Annotated in this window: 16 protein-coding genes; 9 read left to right on the top strand and 7 right to left on the bottom strand. The window is 64.8% G+C overall.

Features of this window, described 5'->3' with window-relative positions; all coding sequences use genetic code 11:
* Positions 1 to 13: 13 nt before the first annotated feature.
* The 4 genes from ctaD to AC1DN9_RS05145 form a co-directional block, all read right to left on the bottom strand.
* Entirely contained in the window at positions 14 to 1,645 is a 1,632-nt protein-coding gene (ctaD, locus tag AC1DN9_RS05160) for a cytochrome c oxidase subunit I (RefSeq protein ID WP_478097905.1), read from the bottom strand.
* A gap of 41 nt (positions 1,646 to 1,686) precedes the next feature.
* On the bottom strand, positions 1,687 to 2,865 hold the full coding sequence (coxB, locus tag AC1DN9_RS05155; protein ID WP_478097903.1) for a cytochrome c oxidase subunit II: 1,179 nt from the start codon (positions 2,863 to 2,865) through the stop codon (positions 1,687 to 1,689).
* A 68-nt stretch (positions 2,866 to 2,933) separates the two neighbouring features.
* The gene (locus tag AC1DN9_RS05150; RefSeq protein WP_286567805.1) at positions 2,934 to 3,410 is read right to left on the bottom strand and encodes a DUF2244 domain-containing protein; all 477 of its coding nucleotides are present in this window, start codon (positions 3,408 to 3,410) and stop codon (positions 2,934 to 2,936) included.
* Positions 3,411 to 3,532: 122 nt separating this feature from the next.
* Complete coding sequence (locus AC1DN9_RS05145; RefSeq protein WP_478097901.1) at positions 3,533 to 4,447, bottom strand: methyltransferase domain-containing protein; 915 nt, start codon at positions 4,445 to 4,447, stop codon at positions 3,533 to 3,535.
* 22 nt (positions 4,448 to 4,469) lie between these two features.
* Between AC1DN9_RS05145 and AC1DN9_RS05140 the strand changes: the two genes are divergently transcribed.
* Together AC1DN9_RS05140 and trmL are read left to right on the top strand one after the other, a co-directional pair.
* Positions 4,470 to 5,186 carry a ComF family protein gene (locus AC1DN9_RS05140; RefSeq protein ID WP_478097899.1) on the top strand — a complete coding sequence of 239 codons (717 nt, stop codon included), beginning with the start codon at positions 4,470 to 4,472 and terminating at the stop codon, positions 5,184 to 5,186.
* Positions 5,187 to 5,207: 21 nt separating this feature from the next.
* Positions 5,208 to 5,669 (top strand): tRNA (uridine(34)/cytosine(34)/5-carboxymethylaminomethyluridine(34)-2'-O)-methyltransferase TrmL, encoded by a 462-nt coding sequence (gene trmL / locus AC1DN9_RS05135; protein WP_478097897.1) that lies wholly within the window; start codon positions 5,208 to 5,210, stop codon positions 5,667 to 5,669.
* Positions 5,670 to 5,792: 123 nt separating this feature from the next.
* On the opposite strand, the gene AC1DN9_RS05130 is transcribed toward trmL, so the two are convergent.
* Both AC1DN9_RS05130 and AC1DN9_RS05125 read right to left on the bottom strand, forming a co-directional pair.
* Complete coding sequence (locus tag AC1DN9_RS05130) at positions 5,793 to 6,251, bottom strand: MaoC family dehydratase (protein ID WP_478097895.1); 459 nt, start codon at positions 6,249 to 6,251, stop codon at positions 5,793 to 5,795.
* Between the two features lie 81 nt (positions 6,252 to 6,332).
* Complete coding sequence (locus AC1DN9_RS05125) at positions 6,333 to 6,953, bottom strand: ParA family protein (protein WP_478098143.1); 621 nt, start codon at positions 6,951 to 6,953, stop codon at positions 6,333 to 6,335.
* A 67-nt stretch (positions 6,954 to 7,020) separates the two neighbouring features.
* Between AC1DN9_RS05125 and kefF the strand changes: the two genes are divergently transcribed.
* Positions 7,021 to 7,659, top strand: a complete 639-nt coding sequence (gene kefF, locus AC1DN9_RS05120; protein ID WP_478097893.1) for a glutathione-regulated potassium-efflux system oxidoreductase KefF — start codon at positions 7,021 to 7,023, stop codon at positions 7,657 to 7,659.
* Positions 7,660 to 7,661: 2 nt separating this feature from the next.
* On the top strand, positions 7,662 to 9,506 hold the full coding sequence (kefC, locus tag AC1DN9_RS05115; protein WP_478097891.1) for a glutathione-regulated potassium-efflux system protein KefC: 1,845 nt from the start codon (positions 7,662 to 7,664) through the stop codon (positions 9,504 to 9,506).
* Between the two features lie 7 nt (positions 9,507 to 9,513).
* On the opposite strand, the gene AC1DN9_RS05110 is transcribed toward kefC, so the two are convergent.
* Complete coding sequence (locus AC1DN9_RS05110) at positions 9,514 to 10,380, bottom strand: amidohydrolase family protein (protein WP_478097890.1); 867 nt, start codon at positions 10,378 to 10,380, stop codon at positions 9,514 to 9,516.
* Positions 10,381 to 10,495: 115 nt separating this feature from the next.
* Between AC1DN9_RS05110 and AC1DN9_RS05105 the strand changes: the two genes are divergently transcribed.
* From AC1DN9_RS05105 to AC1DN9_RS05085, 5 genes are read left to right on the top strand one after another with little or no spacing between them, the layout of a single operon-like run.
* Positions 10,496 to 11,269 carry a crotonase/enoyl-CoA hydratase family protein gene (locus tag AC1DN9_RS05105; protein ID WP_478097888.1) on the top strand — a complete coding sequence of 258 codons (774 nt, stop codon included), beginning with the start codon at positions 10,496 to 10,498 and terminating at the stop codon, positions 11,267 to 11,269.
* Positions 11,270 to 11,285: 16 nt separating this feature from the next.
* Entirely contained in the window at positions 11,286 to 13,196 is a 1,911-nt protein-coding gene (locus AC1DN9_RS05100; RefSeq protein WP_478097886.1) for a feruloyl-CoA synthase, read from the top strand.
* Between the two features lie 23 nt (positions 13,197 to 13,219).
* On the top strand, positions 13,220 to 13,984 hold the full coding sequence (locus AC1DN9_RS05095) for an SDR family NAD(P)-dependent oxidoreductase (RefSeq protein ID WP_478097884.1): 765 nt from the start codon (positions 13,220 to 13,222) through the stop codon (positions 13,982 to 13,984).
* Between the two features lie 47 nt (positions 13,985 to 14,031).
* On the top strand, positions 14,032 to 15,174 hold the full coding sequence (locus AC1DN9_RS05090; RefSeq protein WP_478097883.1) for an ABC transporter substrate-binding protein: 1,143 nt from the start codon (positions 14,032 to 14,034) through the stop codon (positions 15,172 to 15,174).
* Between the two features lie 30 nt (positions 15,175 to 15,204).
* Positions 15,205 to 16,245, top strand: coding sequence for a branched-chain amino acid ABC transporter permease (locus tag AC1DN9_RS05085; RefSeq protein ID WP_478097881.1), 1,041 nt, complete (start codon positions 15,205 to 15,207; stop codon positions 16,243 to 16,245).

Below are 16,245 nucleotides of genomic sequence, written 5' to 3'. Positions count from 1 at the left end.
GACGCGCGGCACTTCAGCCGATCACCTTGGTGGCAGTCGCGTCCAGCTTGGGCGGGTTTTCGAAGGTATGGAACGGTGCGGGCGAAGGCACTTCCCATTCCAGTCCTTCGGCAGCTTCCCATGGCTTCTGCGGCGCCTTCTCACCCTTGCCGAGCATGGTGGGCAGCACGATGAAGACGAAGAAATAGACCTGCGCGAATCCGAAGGCGAATGCGCCGACGCTGGCCACGGCGTTGAAGTCGGCGAACTGCATCGGATAGTCGGCGTAGCGACGCGGCATGCCGGCCAAACCCAGGAAGTGCATTGGGAAGAAGGCGACGTTGAAAGAGATCAGCGACCACCAGAAGTGAACCTTGCCGCGCGTTTCGTTGTACATCACGCCTGTCCATTTCGGCGACCAGTAGTAGTAGCCGGCGAACATCGCGTACAGCGAACCAGCCACCAGCACATAGTGGAAGTGGGCCACCACGTAATAGGTGTCCTGCAACTGCGTATCGATCGGCGCAACCGCGAGGATCAGGCCGGTGAAGCCGCCCATCGTGAACACGAAGATAAAGCCCACGGCGAACAACATCGGCGTCTCGAAGGTCATCGAGCCCTGCCACATCGTTGCGATCCAGTTGAAGATCTTCACGGCCGTCGGCACGGCGATCAGCATGGTCGCGTACATGAAGAACAGCTGGCCGGTGAGCGGCATGCCGGTCGTGAACATGTGGTGTGCCCACACGATGAACGACAGGATGGCGATCGACGACGTGGCATACACCATGGAGGCATAGCCGAAGAGCTTCTTGCGCGAGAAGGTCGGAACGATCTGGCTGACGATGCCGAAGGCCGGCAAGATCATGATGTAGACCTCGGGGTGGCCGAAGAACCAGAAGATGTGCTGGTACATCACCGGGTCGCCGCCACCGGCGGGGTTGAAAAAGCTGGTGCCGAAATGGCGGTCGGTCAGCGTCATGGTGATGGCGCCGGCGAGCACGGGCATCACGGCGATCAGCAGGTAGGCGGTAATGAGCCAGGTCCAGCAGAACATCGGCATCTTCATCAGCGTCATGCCGGGGGCACGCATGTTGAGGATGGTCACGATGATGTTGATCGAGCCCATGATCGACGAAGCGCCCATGATGTGCATCGCGAAGATGCCGGCGTCCATCGAAGGACCCATCTGCAGAGTGAGCGGCGCATAGAGCGTCCAGCCCGCTGCGGGTGCGCCGCCGGGCATGAAGAATGAGCCCACCAGCATCAGCGCCGCCGGGATCAGCAACCAGAAGCTGAAGTTGTTCATGCGCGCGAACGCCATGTCGGATGCGCCGATCTGCAGCGGGATCATCCAGTTCGCGAAGCCCACGAAAGCCGGCATGATCGCGCCGAACACCATGATCAGGCCGTGCATGGTCGTGAACTGATTGAACAGCTCGGGGTTGACCAGTTGCAGGCCAGGCTTGAACAGCTCGGCGCGAATCATCAGGGCCAGCACGCCGCCGACCATCAGCATCGTGAAGGAGAACAACAGGTACAGCGTGCCGATGTCCTTGTGGTTGGTCGCAAACACCCAGCGGCGCCAACCGCTCGGCGCGTGGTTGTGATCGTCGTGGGCATGGTCGCCGTGGCCGTGGGCGTGGGGGTCGAGGACTGCGCTCATCTTGGTATTCCTTGCTAACTCTTCGTCGTGGAGCCTGCGGCTTACTTGCCGCGCTCGGCCAGCACTTCAGCCGGCTGCACCAGTTGGCCCGTCTTGTTCGACCAGCTGTTCTTCGTGAAGGTCACCACGGCAGCGATGTCAGTGTCGCTGAGTTGTTTCCATGAGGGCATCGCGCCATTGTTCTGGCCGTTGAGCACCACGTGGAGTTGCAGCTTGTGGTCCGCATTGAGCACGGTTGCCGAGCCGTCGAGCGGCTTGACCGGCCCCGCACCCTTGCCATTGGCCTGGTGACAGGCCGCGCAGTTGGCCGCGTAGACCTTTTCGCCACGCGCCAGGATTTCAGGCAGCGTCCAGACCTTGCCCGGGTCGTCCTGCTTGGCGGCGGCTTCCTTGCGCTTGCCGTCCACCCAGGCGGTGTAGTCGGCAGCCGCCATCACCTTGACGTGGATGGGCATGAAAGCGTGTTCCTTGCCGCAGAGCTCCTGGCATTGGCCGTAATAGTCACCCACCTTTTCGGCGCGGAACCAGGTGTCGCGGACGAAGCCCGGGATTGCATCCTGCTTGACGCCGAACTGCGGCACCGCAAAGGCGTGGATCACGTCATTCGCGGTGGTGATGATGCGGATTTTGGTGTCGACCGGGACGACGAGGGGGTTGTCGACCTTGAGAAGGTAGTTGTCGGGGATGTCGCCGTGGGCGCCTGCATCGGACATGGCGCGGTGCGAGGCGTCGAGGGTGGAAATGAACGACAGGCCCTCGCCTTCGCCCTTGAGGTAGTCGTAACCCCACTTCCACTGGTAGCCGGTGACCTTGATGGTGAGGTCGGAGTTGGTGGTGTCCTTCTGGGCGACGAGCACGCGGGTCGCCGGCAGTGCCATCAGGATGACGATGACGAAGGGAACGATGGTCCAGATGACTTCGACCACCACGGACTCATGGAAGTTGGCCGCCTTGTGGCCGACCGACTTGCGGTGCTTCCAGATGGAATAGAACATGACAGCGAACACCGCCACGAAGATCACGGTGCACAAGATCATCATCACCGTGTGCAGGAAATGCTGTTCTTGCGAAATCTTGGTGACACCCACCGGGAGATTCAGCTGACGCACGGACGGTCCGCCGGGCAGGTCATTGACTGCATGCGCCGCGCCGCTGAAAGCCGCGCCGGCCGCCAGCAGCAAATTCGCCGGCCAGATCTTGTTGCGCCAAATGCTCTTCATCGTGTTCACTTTTTCATTTTCCAGTTAACCCCACCGGTCCCCACGGTGAAACACTGCACATGCCTTCCTCAGGCACTGCGCAATGCCATGCGAATTTCGCGCGCCAACGCCGCGCGCAACTCCGGGCGCACATACCGCCCCACCCTGACCGAACGACCCTGACCCGAGACCTCGATCAGCGACCGGTCGCTGTCCTGTGGCTCGACCCGCACCTGGTGCGGCAAGAATTCCGTACGCTCGTAGTGCCCACCGTTTTCGAGCTCGACCACCAACCGGCCGCCCTGCAGGGCGATCTTTTCGCCGTCGGTCGCATGCCGTGCATAGAGGACGAACGCGAAACCCACCGCGGCAAGTTCGAGCCAGGCAAACGGCAACACGAGCCGTGCGCCGTTCAGCCAGAAAACGGTTCCGATGCCAAGTGATACCACGCAGAGCGACGCGTAGAGCCAGCCAAGCTGGCTCGGCGTGACCGAGCAATTGCGCTTCAGGAACCAATGGATGCTTTGGCCTGAAACAGTGGCAAAACGAAACACGGAATTCGACACGGGCGAGTTCAGCAAATCGGTGCGTCGATCGCTGTCAAACCCATGTTCGACAGGCCTCGATCACGGGACAATACCCGGGAGTTCACGCAGCGCCGGATTGTAGCGGGTGAACCAGTGCGCTCTCATGCGCCTGGGCGACCGCGCTGAAGCATCGAGCGCATCTCGCGAAGGGAAACGGCGCTTTCCGCCGACAAGGCGACCCGCGGCGCCGGTTTGAACGCATGGCCGTAGATGATTTCGAAGGTCAGTGCGATGCGCCCTCCCCCATCTGCCGACGGCGCCAGCTCCGGTAGTGCGCGGCCGAATGCCTGGCGCCAGGCTTTGCCTCTTAACGCCGCAAATCGCCCTGGATGGAGGTTTCGGCCGAGGGTGCGCAGTTCGGCGAGGGCCGCGTCGGCATTGGGCCAGGTCAGCACGATTCGCTCCATGTCCATCACGGGCTCTGCAAAACCGGCGCCGACGAGCATGTCGCCCCAATCGTGCATGTCGGTGAACTCATGGCTCGCGGGCGGCCACCCCAGGCGCTGGTGAAGTGCACGCAGTTCGAACAACGTGTCGGGGCCGAAGCACGAGAACATCAGGAAGCCGTCGGTCGCGACCAGTCGATGCCACTGATTAATCAATGCGCCCGGATCGGCGGCCATGTGCAGGGCCATGTTGGCCCATAGCAAGTCCACGCCGTCTTCGGGAGGCGCGACGAAGGTCGGCTGCGCTACCTGCCAGCGACGTGCGGTCCACCAGGGCGCGGCGAGCGCCTTGCCGGTCGGTCCGATGAGCGATGGCTCGGTTTCGATGACATAAGGCGCGGCGTCCCGATAGCGGCGGGCGACCAACGCATGAGCCTCCAGCCCTCCCCGAAGTGGCGACCAGTCGGCCCATCGGCGCGGAGTTGCCTTGATCCACTGGAGCCGATCTTCCATCCGTCGACCGATTTCCTCATGCAGCCAAGGAGAACCGGCTGGCTCCGCGAGGCGGCTCCAGCGGGCGGCCGCCGTGGCATCGATGGTCGGCGGTCGCTGGGGAGAGTCGGGAAGCATGGGCCACTCAGTATATTGAGGGATGTTCAAAAGCTGGACCGAAAGGGCTTTCTCATCGATCGCGGCGCGCCTGCCGAGCCAGTGCCTCGTGTGTCGCACATGGCCCGCCCGCCCCGTGTGCGACGCGTGCGTGGCTCGCTTCGCTCCGCCCACGCAGCGCTGCGCAACTTGCGCCTTGTCGGTACCGCCAGGCGTCGACCGGTGTGGCGACTGCCTGCGCAATCCGCCTTCGCTCGATGCCTGCCTTGTGGCCTGTGCCTATGCGTGGCCCTGGCCGGCGTGCATTGCAGAATTCAAGTTTCGCGGCGAGGCCGGGTTGGCAGAACCGCTGGCAACATTGCTGCGAAGCGCGCCCTGGGTCGAGCCGGCGCTCGAAGGTGCCGATCTCGTACTGCCGATGCCCTTGGCGCCCGCCCGTCTGCGCGAGAGGGGCTTCAATCAGGCCCATGAACTCGCACGGCGATTGGCACCGCAGACCACCGACCCCAACCTTCTCCTTCGAACGCGCGAAACACCTGCCCAAAGCGGCCTGACCCGCGCGGAGCGACTGATCAACTTGCGCGGCGCATTCGCCCTGGAGCCGCTCAGACCGACGGCCGTTCGCAACCGGCGCGTCGTGCTGGTCGACGACGTGATGACCACCGGTGCCTCCCTCTTCGCCGCAGCCCAGGTCCTGCGCTCGGGCGGGGCATCGCACATCACCGCGGTCGTGTTCGCGCGCACGGAGGTGCCGGCCTGAAACGCCGCGGACAATCCCACCATGTTTCACATCGTCCTCGTCGAGCCCGAAATTCCGCCAAATACCGGCAACGTGATCCGGCTGGCGGCCAACACGGGCTGCACCCTGCATCTCGTCGAACCGCTCGGCTTCTCGATGGACGACAAGTTGCTGCGCCGCGCCGGCCTGGACTATCACGAATATGCCGAGGTCCGGAGACACCCGGGTTGGGAGGCACTGCTCGACGTCGAACGCCCCCCGTCAGACCGGATGTTCGCCCTCACGACGCGCGGAACGCGGCAGGTTCACGACATCGCCTTCCGCCCCGGCGACTGGCTCGTCTTCGGTTCGGAAACGCGTGGCCTGCCGCCAACCTTGCGCGAGCAGTTCCCCGAACTGCAACGCTTGCGACTCCCAATGCGCGAAGGCCAACGCAGCCTCAACCTCTCAAACGCAGTCGCAGTCACCGTCTTCGAAGCCTGGCGCCAAAACAACTTCAAATAGACAGAGGAGCGGCGCAGCCCGCTCCCCTTCGGCAACCACCGCGGAACCGGCTCCGCCGGGCCGCCGGTGGTGCCCCCGGCAGGGGGTGGGCGGCTACACGAAGTGAGCCAACCTGGGGGCGAGCTACTTATACCTGCGGACGACCGACTCAGCCACGCAGGCCGGCTTTGGAGAGCCTTCGAGTTCGATGGTGGTTTCCCACGTCATCTGCAAACCATCGTTGGCAATCGGCTCCGACGTCAGGAGCTTCATGCGACCACGTACGCGGCCGCCCACGGGCACTGGCGACATGAATCGAACCCGGTTTAGCCCGTAGTTGACCCCCATGCGCGACTCGATCACGCTGAAGGCGGTCTCGTAGATGCGCGGCAGCAGCGACAGGGTCAGGAAGCCGTGGGCGATGGGGCCGCCGAATGGTCCGGCCTTGGCCCGCTCGACATCCACGTGAATCCACTGGTGGTCCCCCGTGGCCTCGGCGAACAGGTTGACCTGCTCCTGGGTGATGGTGATCCAGTCGCTCACGGCGACTTCCTGGCCGACGCATGCGGCGAGATCTTCGAGGGTCTGGAAGGTCTTTTTCATGCGGTTCACTTTAGCGGTCCGATCCGGCTGTACCTGTCCACGCTGCGACATGCGCATTCAGGGAAAACCACGAGCGAGGGCTCAGGCGTCCAGCCAGCGGCAGATCGGCACCCATTGCTCCAGATCGCGCTGCACGCGACCCGGTGCGATGTCGAACAGCGTCAGCCCGCGGGCCGCGAGTTGCACGTAGTTCTGGGTATCCCGAAGCTCGCCGAGCACGGTCACATCGAGTCCGGCGACGAATTCGCGCAGCCGATCGGCCGCCAGAGTGCGCGCGTCCACTCGCATGCCGACCAGCGCCACATGCGTTTTTTCGACGCGGCGGTGCGACAGCAGACGGTCCAGGAAATCGCGGGTCGCGTAGATGTCGAAGATGCTGGGCTGCAGCGGCACCAGCACCTTGTCGGCCAGCGCCACGACGTCCTTGAAGCGCGAACCGTGCAGGCCGGCCGGCGTGTCGATGACGGCGTGCGTGGTGCCGCGCGGCGGGCGAACGACCTCGCCGTCCTCGGTCGCCTCCCAGGTCCTGATCTCGCGCGCCTGCGGCGGGCGCAGGCCGAGCCAGAGTTTCGAGGACTGCTGGCGATCGGTATCACCCAGCATCACCGGATGGCCAGCGCTGGCGAAATAGCCCGCAATGTTCGTTGCGAGCGTGGATTTACCCACCCCGCCCTTGGGATTGGCGACCAGGACCACCGGCATCTGAGGCTCCTCGAGGCTGAAGACAGGCGCCATGGTAGCCGCCCACGGAGTGCGATATGTTCGCGGCATGCCGACAACAACAAGCACGGAAAGCGCCCCCCGCATCTACCTGATTGCCGCGCACCCGCGCTGGCGCGATTCCCGCATCAACCTCCAGTTGCTGAAGGCGGCACGAGAGGTACCCGGCGTCGAGGTCAACGACCTCTACAACAGCTACCCCGACTATGCGATCGACGTGAAGACCGAGCAGGCTCGGCTGGCGCGCGCCGATGTGCTGGTATTGCTGCACCCCATCCAGTGGTATTCGATGCCGGCGCTGCAGAAGCTCTGGATTGATGACGTGTTCAGCTACGGCTGGGCCTACGGCAAGGGCGGCAGCAAGCTGGAAGGCAAGGACTTATGGTTGGTCGCGACCACCGGCGGCCCTGAAAAGAGCTATCACCCGCAAAGCTACAACCGCTATTTCTTCGACGCCTTCCTGCCGCCGTACGAGCAGACCGCAGCGCTATGCGGCATGCGCTTCCTGCCGCCGCTGCTGTTTCACGGCGCCCGCAGCGCCCATTCGTCCGAGGTGGCTGCGCACGTGGACGTCTTCAAGGATCGACTCCGCACCTATCCGAACTGGCCGGAGATGGACGACCTCGCCTCTTGCGAGAGTTGCGCGGTGCCCGAAATCGACAGGCCGGTCGGCCACGAAGAGGCCTGACGATGGAACACATGCCGGCCTGGCTCGTCAACTCCCTGATCTATCTCAGTGCCGCGGTGCTGGTGGTGCCGCTGTCGAAGGCCCTCGGACTGGGTTCGATCATTGGTTACCTTGCCGCAGGCATCGCCATTGGCCCGTGGGGGCTGGGGCTGGTGACCAACGTCGAGGACATCCTGCACTTCGCGGAATTCGGCGTGGTGCTGATGCTGTTCCTGGTCGGCCTCGAACTGGAGCCCAAGCGCCTGTGGAGCCTGCGCGGGCCGATCTTCGGCTGGGGCTCGGCACAGGTACTGGCCTGCGCGGCCGTGCTGTTCGTGGTCGGCGCCCTGGCCGGCGCCAACTGGCGCATTGCGCTGGTGGCAGCGCTCGGCCTCGCGCTTTCGTCGACGGCGATCGCGCTGCAGGTGCTCGGCGAGCGCAACCTGATGCTGACGCCGAGCGGGCAGGCCGGCTTCTCGATCCTGCTGTTCCAGGATGTGGCGGCCATCCCGATCCTGGCGCTGTTGCCGCTGCTGGCGGTCAGCCCTGACGCCGGATCCGGGGCCACCGGCTTCGACCGGGCGCTGGAGGGGCTGAAGATCATCGGCGTCATCGGCGGCATCGTGGTGGGTGGCCGCCTCGCCCTTCGGCCCGTGCTGCGGTGGATCGCGCGCAGCAAGACGCCCGAAATCTTCACCGCGGCCTCGCTGTTGCTGGTGGTCGCGATCGCGGCGCTGATGCAGTTCATCGGCCTGTCGATGGCGCTCGGTGCCTTCCTTGCGGGCGTGCTGCTCGCGGAAAGCGAATACCGGCGGGAACTCGAAACCGACATCGAACCCTTCAAAGGCCTCCTGCTCGGCCTCTTCTTCATCGCGGTCGGGATGAGCATCGACTTCGGCGTCTTGCTCACCCACCCCCTGTTGATGGCGGTGGTGGTGAGCGGCTTCATGCTGCTGAAGTTCGGCGTGATCTACGGGCTGGCGAAGCTGATGCACGTCCCGTATCAGCAACGGCCGGTGTTCTCGCTGCTGCTTGCGCAGGGCGGCGAGTTCGCCTTCGTGGTGTTTCAGGCGGCCGGCCCGGACGTGCTGCCGCGCAGCGTGGCGTCTTTCCTGATCGGCGCGGTGGCACTTTCGATGCTGATTTCCCCCTTGTTGCTGGTGGCGATCGATAAATGGGTGATGGCACGCTACAGCGGCCATGCGCCAACCACGCTGGAGGAAATCTCCGAGCAGCAGGACGCCAAGGTGGTCATCTGCGGCTTCGGCCGCTACGGGCAGATCATCGGGCGCTTGCTGAGCGCGCAGGGCATGAAGATCACCGTGCTCGACCACGACCCCGACACCATCGAGAGCCTGCGCGAATTCGGCTTCCGCGTCTTCTACGGCGATGCGACGCGACTCGATTTGCTGCGCACTGCTGGCGCGGGCACGGCCAAGGTGGTGGTGGTCGCGGTCGACGACATGGAGCAGTCCCTGAAGATCGCCGACCTCGTCCGGGAGAATTTCCCGAACGCGAGGATCGTCGCACGGGCGCGGAATGTGGCGCATGTGTACCAGTTGCTCGACCGGAAGGTCGAGCACATCGAACGGGAAGTCTTCGAGTCGTCGCTACGCAGCGCCCGTTCGGTGCTCGAAGGCCTGGGCTGGCCCGCGCACGAGGCACGCGAAACCGCGATGCGCTTCAGGCTTCGCAACATCCAACTCATGCACGAGGTCTACCCCCACTACAAGGACCGCGCCAAACTGATCGCGGCCCAGAAGGAAGGGCGCCAGCAGTTCCAGGAGCAGATCGCGCGCGAGCGCGAGGAGCGCCGCCAGCGCACCCATGTTGATTGGGATCAGGCCGAGCAGGAGCGGACTCCCTAGGCCGGCCTTACTTGGCCAGCTTCAGCAGGCGGACGGCGTTGTCCTTGAGGATGCCGGGCACCACCTCGGGCTTGAAGCCTGCATCCTCGAAATCCTTCAGCCAGCGATCCGGCGTGATCAGCGGATAGTCGCTCGCAAACAGCACGCGGTCCTTGAGCAGCGTGTTGGCGTATTGCACGAGCTGCTTCGGAAAGTACTTCGGGCTCCAGCCCGACAGGTCGATCCAGACGTTGGGCTTGTGCGTCGCGACGCTCAGCGCCTCGTCCTGCCACGGGAAGCTCGGGTGCGCCATCACGATCTGCATGTCGGGGAAGTCGATGGCGACGTCGTCCAGGTGCATCGGATTGCTGTATTCGAGCCTGAGGCCGCCGCCACACCGCATGCCGGACCCGATGCCGCTGTGACCAGTGTGGAAGACGGCCGGGAGCGCGTATTCGTTGATCACCTCGTAGATGGGCCAAGCCATCTTGTCGTAGGGGTGGAAACCCTGCACCGTCGGATGGAACTTGAAGCCCTTGACGCCGTGCTCCTCGATCAGCCGTCGCGCCTCGCGTGCGCCCATCTTGCCTTTGTGGGGGTCGATGCTGGCAAAGGCGATCATGATGTCGGAATTCTTCTGGGCCGCCTCTGCGATTTCCTCGTTCGGGATGCGGCGCCGGCCCATGTTCGACTCGGCATCGACCATGAACATCACGAGGCCGATCTTGCGCTCGCGGTAGTAATCGATGCTTTCCTGGATGGTCGGCCGGCGGCTCGACCTGAAATATTTGTCGGCGGCGCGATCGTATTCTTCGCCGTAGTTGTCGAAGGGATTCCAGCAACTCACTTCGGCATGCGTATGCGTGTCGATCGCGATCAGGTTCTGATAGTCCATGGCAGTGTCTCCAGGCGGTTTGCGGCTTAGGGTAAATCCTCATGCCGCACGGCATCATGCGGCTTGAATTGATTATTTTTCATAACCATAATCGATCGCACTCCGGAATGCAATCATGACCCACACCGACATCCAGCTCGAACTCCAGGACAACATTGCCATCGTGCGTCTCACCCGCGGCAGCAAGCGCAACGCGCTGTCCGACGCATTGATCCTCGCCCTGCGCAACACCTTCGAAAACCTGCCCGCCACCGTGCGCGCGGCCGTGATCGACGGCGAGGGGCCGCACTTCTGCGCCGGCCTCGACCTGTCGGAACTCCAGGAGCGCGATGCCGGCCAGGGGCTGCTCCACTCGCGCACCTGGCATGCGGCGCTCGATCTGGTGCAGTACGGCCCGGTCCCCGTGATCGCCGCACTCCACGGCGCGGTGGTCGGCGGCGGGCTGGAACTCGCCAGTGCCTGCCACATCCGGGTGGCCGATACGACGACCTTCTACGCGCTGCCCGAAGGCTCCCGCGGCATCTTCGTCGGCGGCGGCGGCTCGGTGCGCATTCCCAAGCTGATCGGCACTGCCCGCATGACCGACATGATGATGACTGGCCGCGTCTACAACGCCGAAGAAGGCGAGCGCGCCGGTTTCGCGCAGTACCTCGTTCCGGAAGGCACTGCCCTCGACAAGGCCGTCGAGTTGGCCAAGCGCGTGGCTTCGAATGCGCCGCTGACCAACTACGCGCTCATGCACGCCCTGCCGCGCATCGCGGAGCAACCGGCAGACCACGGCTTCTTCACCGAAGCGCTGATGGCAGGCATCGCGCAGAGCGCGCCCGAGGCCAAGGAGCGGGTACGCGCCTTCCTCGAAGGCAAAGCCGGCAAAGTGCAGAAAAACTGAGACACCCAAGGACACCATGCAAGCCCCCCGCTCAGCGGCGATCACGCCGCGCTACCGTCCCGTGACCTTCGGCGTGCGTCGTGTCAGCGTGCGCGAAGGCGCAGCGGGTGTGCGCTACCTCGAAGCGACCGAGCCGCTCAAGGAGTACGCAGAGCGCATCACCGACCGCCTGATGCACTGGGCGCGCGTGGCGCCCGACCGCAGCTTCATGGCGAGGCGCAAGCAATTACCCGATGGCAGCACCGGCGAATGGCAGCACCTCCGCTACGCGCAGGCGCTGCAGGACGCGCGGCGCATCGGGCAGGCCCTGCTGAACCGCGGCCTCAACGCCGAGCGGCCCGTCATGATCCTGAGCGAGAACAGCCTGGAGCACGCCCTGTTGTCGCTCGGATGCATCTACGCCGGCATCCCCTACTGCCCGGTGTCGCCCGCCTACTCCATCGTCAGCCAGGACTACGACAAGCTGCGCCACATCTTCGACACACTCACGCCAGGTCTCGTGTTCGCAAGCGATGCCGCGCGCTTCGGCCGCGCGATCGCGGCAGTCGCCCCTGCCGATGTCGAAATCGTGCTGCAGCACGGCCACGGCGGGACGGACGACGCGGGAGCGCTGTCGCCCGAACTCGCCGGTCGCGCGATCACCACCTTCGACAGCCTCCTCGCCACACCCTCCACCCATGCGGTCGATGCGGCCATGGAAGCCACGGGACCCGACACGATCACGAAGTTCCTGTTCACTTCGGGCTCGACCAAGATGCCCAAGGCGGTCATCAACACGCAGCGCATGTGGTGCGCCAACCAGGTCCAGATTGCGCAATCGATGCCCTCGCTGGCCGAAGAGCCGCCGGTGCTGATCGACTGGCTGCCGTGGAACCACACCTTTGGCAGCAACCACAACGTCGGCATCACGATCTACCACGGCGGCACGCTCTACATTGACGACGGCAAGCCCACGCCCGTGCTGATGGGCGAAACGCTGCGCAACCTGCGCGAGATCGCGCCCACCGTCTATTTCAACGTTCCGACCGGCTTCGAGGCCATCGCGCAAGCAATGAAGACCGATGCGCAGCTTCGCAAGACGCTGCTGTCGCGCGTGCGCATGTTCTTCTACTCGGGCGCGGCGCTCGCGCAACCCATCTGGGATTTGCTGCACGAGATCCAGGAAGCCGAGATCGGCGAACGCATCGTCATGGCGACAGGCCTCGGCATGACCGAATCGGGCCCGTCCGCGATGTTCATCAACAGCCCCGATGTGCGCGCAGGCGATGTCGGCGTGCCGACGCCGGGCATGACGCTCAAGCTGGTCGATGTGGACGGGAAGGTGGAAGTGCGCTACCGCGGCCCCAACGTCACACCAGGCTACTGGCGCGCACCCGAGGCCACGCGCGAAGCCTTCGATGAAGAGGGCTTCCTCTGCACGGGCGATGCCGTCCGGTGGATCGACGAGGCCGATGTCCACCGCGGCCTGCGCTTCGACGGCCGCATTGCCGAAGACTTCAAGCTCGCCACCGGCACTTTCGTGAGCGTCGGACCGCTGCGGGCCAGGATCAGCACGGCCGGCGCGCCCTACGTGCAGGACGTCGTGCTGACCGGCATCAACCTCAAGGAAGTCGGCGCGCTGATCTTCCCGACCCAGGCGGTGCGCCAACTCGCCGGCCTCGCTGCCGATGCTTCCATGAAGGACGTGGTCGAGAGCGCGGCCGTGCAGGCGCAGTTCCAGCAATTGCTCGATACGCTCGCGGCGTCCAGCACCGGCAGTGCCAGCCGCATCGCGCGCGCGCACATCGTCTCCGAGCCGCCATCGATCGACAAGGGCGAAGTGACCGACAAAGGCTCCATCAACCAGCGCGCCGTGCTGAAGCACCGCGCCGAGTTGGTGGAAGCCCTGCATGCCGACACCTTGCCCTTCACGCTGAAACCCCGCTAAATCGCACCAAGGAGACAACCTTCATGAACATCCAAGGACAAGCAGCACTCGTCACTGGTGGCGCTTCCGGCCTCGGTGAGGCAACCGCGCGCGAGCTCGCGCGACGGGGCGCCAAGGTGGCCGTGCTCGACGTCAATGCCGCACTGGCCGAGAAGGTGGCGGCCGAGATCGGCGGCATCGCCTGCGTCTGCGACATCACGCAGGCCGACAGCGTCACCGCCGCCCTCGACAAGGCCGAGGCTGCGCACGGCCCCGCCCGCATCCTCATGAATGTCGCCGGCATCGGCAGCGCCAAGCGCATCGTCGGCAAGGACGGCAACCCCGCCCCGCTCGAAGACTTCGTGCGCGTGGTCAATGTCAACCTGGTCGGCGCCTACAACATCAGCCGACTCTATGCGGCGCGCTGCGCGAAGCTCGATCCGCTCGAAGGCGGCGAGCGCGGCGTGATGATGTTCACCGCGTCGGTCGCGGCTTTCGACGGCCAGGTGGGGCAGCAAGCCTACAGCGCCTCGAAAGGGGGCCTCGTCGGCATGACGCTGCCGATGGCGCGCGATCTCGCGCAGCACAGCATCCGTGTCTGCACGATTGCTCCAGGCCTGTTCGCCACGCCGCTGCTCAAGGAACTGCCGGAGCCGATCCAGCAATCGCTGGCGGCGTCGATCCCGTTCCCGCCGCGCCTGGGCAAGCCTTCGGAATTCGCCGAACTGGCCTGTCATATCGTGACCAACGGCCACCTCAACGGTGAAGTGATCCGTCTCGACGGCGCACTGCGCATGGCACCGCGCTGAACCTGCAGCCCCGAGTTTTTTGTTCGCCACCCAAGGAGACAGTCCTCATGAATTTCAAGAAAGCAACCCTCGCCGCCGCACTGGTACTCGGCCTCTTCGGAGTCGCGCACGCTGACCTCACCGTCGGCGTGGTTCTGCCGCTCACCGGTCCGGCTTCCGGCCTTGGCATCCCGATGAAGAACCAGATCGCGCTGTGGCCGAAGACCATCGCGGGCGAAAACCTCAAGATCGTCATGCTCGACGATGCGACCGACCCGACCACCGGCGTCAAGGACACCCAGCGCCTGGTGACCGAAGACAAGGTCGACGTCATCCTCGGCTCGGCCGCCACGCCGGTGGCGATCCCGATGGCCGACGTGGCCGCGGAGTCGGGCACCGTCCAGCTCGCCGCATCGCCCGCAGGGCTGCCGCCCGGCAAGGACAAGTGGACCTTCCGTCTGCCCCAGTCGAACGACGTCATGGCCTATGCCGTCGTGCAGCACATGAAGGCACAGAAGATCAAGACGATCGGCTTCCTGGGCTATACCGACGCCTATGGCGAACTCTGGCTCAAGGCGCTCACGGCCGAGGCCGAGAAGAACGGCATGAAGATCGTCGCCGCCGAGCGCTTCGGCCGCGCAGACACCAGCGTCACCGCCCAGGTGCTCAAGCTCACGTCGGCCAACCCCGACGCCATCCTGATCGTCGCCTCAGGCAGCGGCGCGGGCATGCCTCAGAAGGCGGTGATGGAGCGCGGCTACAAGGGCAAGGTCTACCAGACGCACGCCGCCGCCACGCAGGATCTGATGCGCACTGCAGGCAAGGATGCTGAAGGCACCTACGTCGTCTCCGGCCCCGCCACCGTCGCCGAGCAGTTGCCTGACAACCATCCGTCGAAGAAGGCCGCGGTCGCGTTCGTCGACCAGTACGAGAAGGCCTACGGCCCCGGCTCGCGCAACCAGTTCGCCGGCCACGGCGCCGACGCGCTCACGGTGCTCGAGAAGGCCGTGCCGATCGCGCTCAAGAAGGGCAAGCCCGGCACGCCCGAATTCCGCGCAGCGCTGCGCGATGCCATGGAGACCATGGGCCGTACCACGCTCGCGCACGGCGTGCTCAACTGGACGCCGGACAACCACTGGGGTTACACCAACGAAACCGGCGTGATGCTCAAGGTCGTGAACGGCCAGTTCAAGGTCGACGCACAGCCCTGAGCACGGACGAACACGAGCGCAAAGCCCCCCATGGATTTCTCAATCGCCAGCATCCTGACGCTGGACGGACTCACGAACGGGGCGGTCTATGCGCTTCTTGGCATGGGCATCGTGCTCGTGTTCACCGTGACGCGCGTCATCTTCATCCCCCAGGGCGAGTTCGTCGCGTACGGCGCCCTCACCCTGGCCATCTTCCAGACAGGCAAGGTGCCCGGCACCGTGTGGCTGCTGTTGATCCTTGCCGGCGTCGCCGCGCTCATGGAGTTGGCGAGCACCTGGCGCCACCGCGGACGGCTCGCGCCGGCGCTGATTGCAGCTGCGCGCACGTTCGCGGTACCTGCCATCATCTGCGCCATTTCGGCTTGGGCCGCACCTCGCCAGCTTCCGCTGGCACTACAGGCGCTGCTGACGATCTGCATCGTCACGGCGTACGGTCCGCTGGTCTATCGCGTGGCTTACCAGTCACTTGCGGGCGCGAGCTCGCTGGTGCTGCTCATCGTCTCGGTCGGCGTGCATTTCGCGATGACCGGCCTGGGGCTCCTCTTCTTCGGCGCCGAAGGCTTTCGCAACCCACCGTTCTGGGACGAGCGCTTCGCCATCGGGCCGCTCAACGTCAATGGCCAGGCCGTGATCATCTTCATTGCCTCGGCTGCGCTGATCGTGATGCTGTGGCTGTACTTCGAGCGCACGCTGTACGGCAAGGCGCTGCGGGCCACCGCTGTGAACCGGCTTGGCGCGCGGCTGATGGGCATCTCGACGCAAACAGCGGGACAGCTCACTTTCGCCATGGCCGCATTGATCGGCGCGCTGTCCGGACTGCTGATCGGGCCGACGACGACGATCTTCTACGACTCCGGCTTCCTGATCGGGCTCAAGGGCTTCGTGGCCGGTGTGATCGGCGGGCTCGCGAGCTATCCGGGCGCGCTGATCGGAGCGCTGGGCGTGGGTGTCATCGAATCCTTCGGCTCCTTCTGGGCCAGCTCGTTCAAGGAAGTGATCGTGTTCACCATCATCCTGCCGGTGTTGCTCTGGCGTTCGCTGCGCAGTGGCCACTCGGATGAGGACCACTGA

Source organism: Variovorax sp. 05L425, from assembly GCF_056397705.1.
The sequence above is the reverse complement of the archived record's forward strand: the minus strand, read 5'-3'. Positions and strand labels throughout refer to the sequence as shown.

Bases quoted from the DNA above. Each gene is read 5' to 3' on its own strand.
- AC1DN9_RS05100 (WP_478097886.1), top strand. From the start codon at position 11,286: ATGCAAGCCCCCCGCTCAGCGGCGATCACGCCGCGCTACCGTCCCGTG.
- AC1DN9_RS05090 (WP_478097883.1), top strand. From the start codon at position 14,032: ATGAATTTCAAGAAAGCAACCCTCGCCGCCGCACTGGTACTCGGCCTC.
- trmL (WP_478097897.1), top strand. From the start codon at position 5,208: ATGTTTCACATCGTCCTCGTCGAGCCCGAAATTCCGCCAAATACCGGC.
- kefF (WP_478097893.1), top strand. From the start codon at position 7,021: ATGCCGACAACAACAAGCACGGAAAGCGCCCCCCGCATCTACCTGATT.
- kefC (WP_478097891.1), top strand. From the start codon at position 7,662: ATGGAACACATGCCGGCCTGGCTCGTCAACTCCCTGATCTATCTCAGT.
- AC1DN9_RS05130 (WP_478097895.1), bottom strand. From the start codon at position 6,251: ATGAAAAAGACCTTCCAGACCCTCGAAGATCTCGCCGCATGCGTCGGC.
- ctaD (WP_478097905.1), bottom strand. From the start codon at position 1,645: ATGAGCGCAGTCCTCGACCCCCACGCCCACGGCCACGGCGACCATGCC.
- AC1DN9_RS05145 (WP_478097901.1), bottom strand. From the start codon at position 4,447: ATGCTTCCCGACTCTCCCCAGCGACCGCCGACCATCGATGCCACGGCG.
- AC1DN9_RS05140 (WP_478097899.1), top strand. From the start codon at position 4,470: ATGTTCAAAAGCTGGACCGAAAGGGCTTTCTCATCGATCGCGGCGCGC.
- AC1DN9_RS05085 (WP_478097881.1), top strand. From the start codon at position 15,205: ATGGATTTCTCAATCGCCAGCATCCTGACGCTGGACGGACTCACGAAC.
- AC1DN9_RS05095 (WP_478097884.1), top strand. From the start codon at position 13,220: ATGAACATCCAAGGACAAGCAGCACTCGTCACTGGTGGCGCTTCCGGC.
- AC1DN9_RS05125 (WP_478098143.1), bottom strand. From the start codon at position 6,953: ATGCCGGTGGTCCTGGTCGCCAATCCCAAGGGCGGGGTGGGTAAATCC.
- AC1DN9_RS05110 (WP_478097890.1), bottom strand. From the start codon at position 10,380: ATGGACTATCAGAACCTGATCGCGATCGACACGCATACGCATGCCGAA.
- AC1DN9_RS05105 (WP_478097888.1), top strand. From the start codon at position 10,496: ATGACCCACACCGACATCCAGCTCGAACTCCAGGACAACATTGCCATC.
- coxB (WP_478097903.1), bottom strand. From the start codon at position 2,865: ATGAAGAGCATTTGGCGCAACAAGATCTGGCCGGCGAATTTGCTGCTG.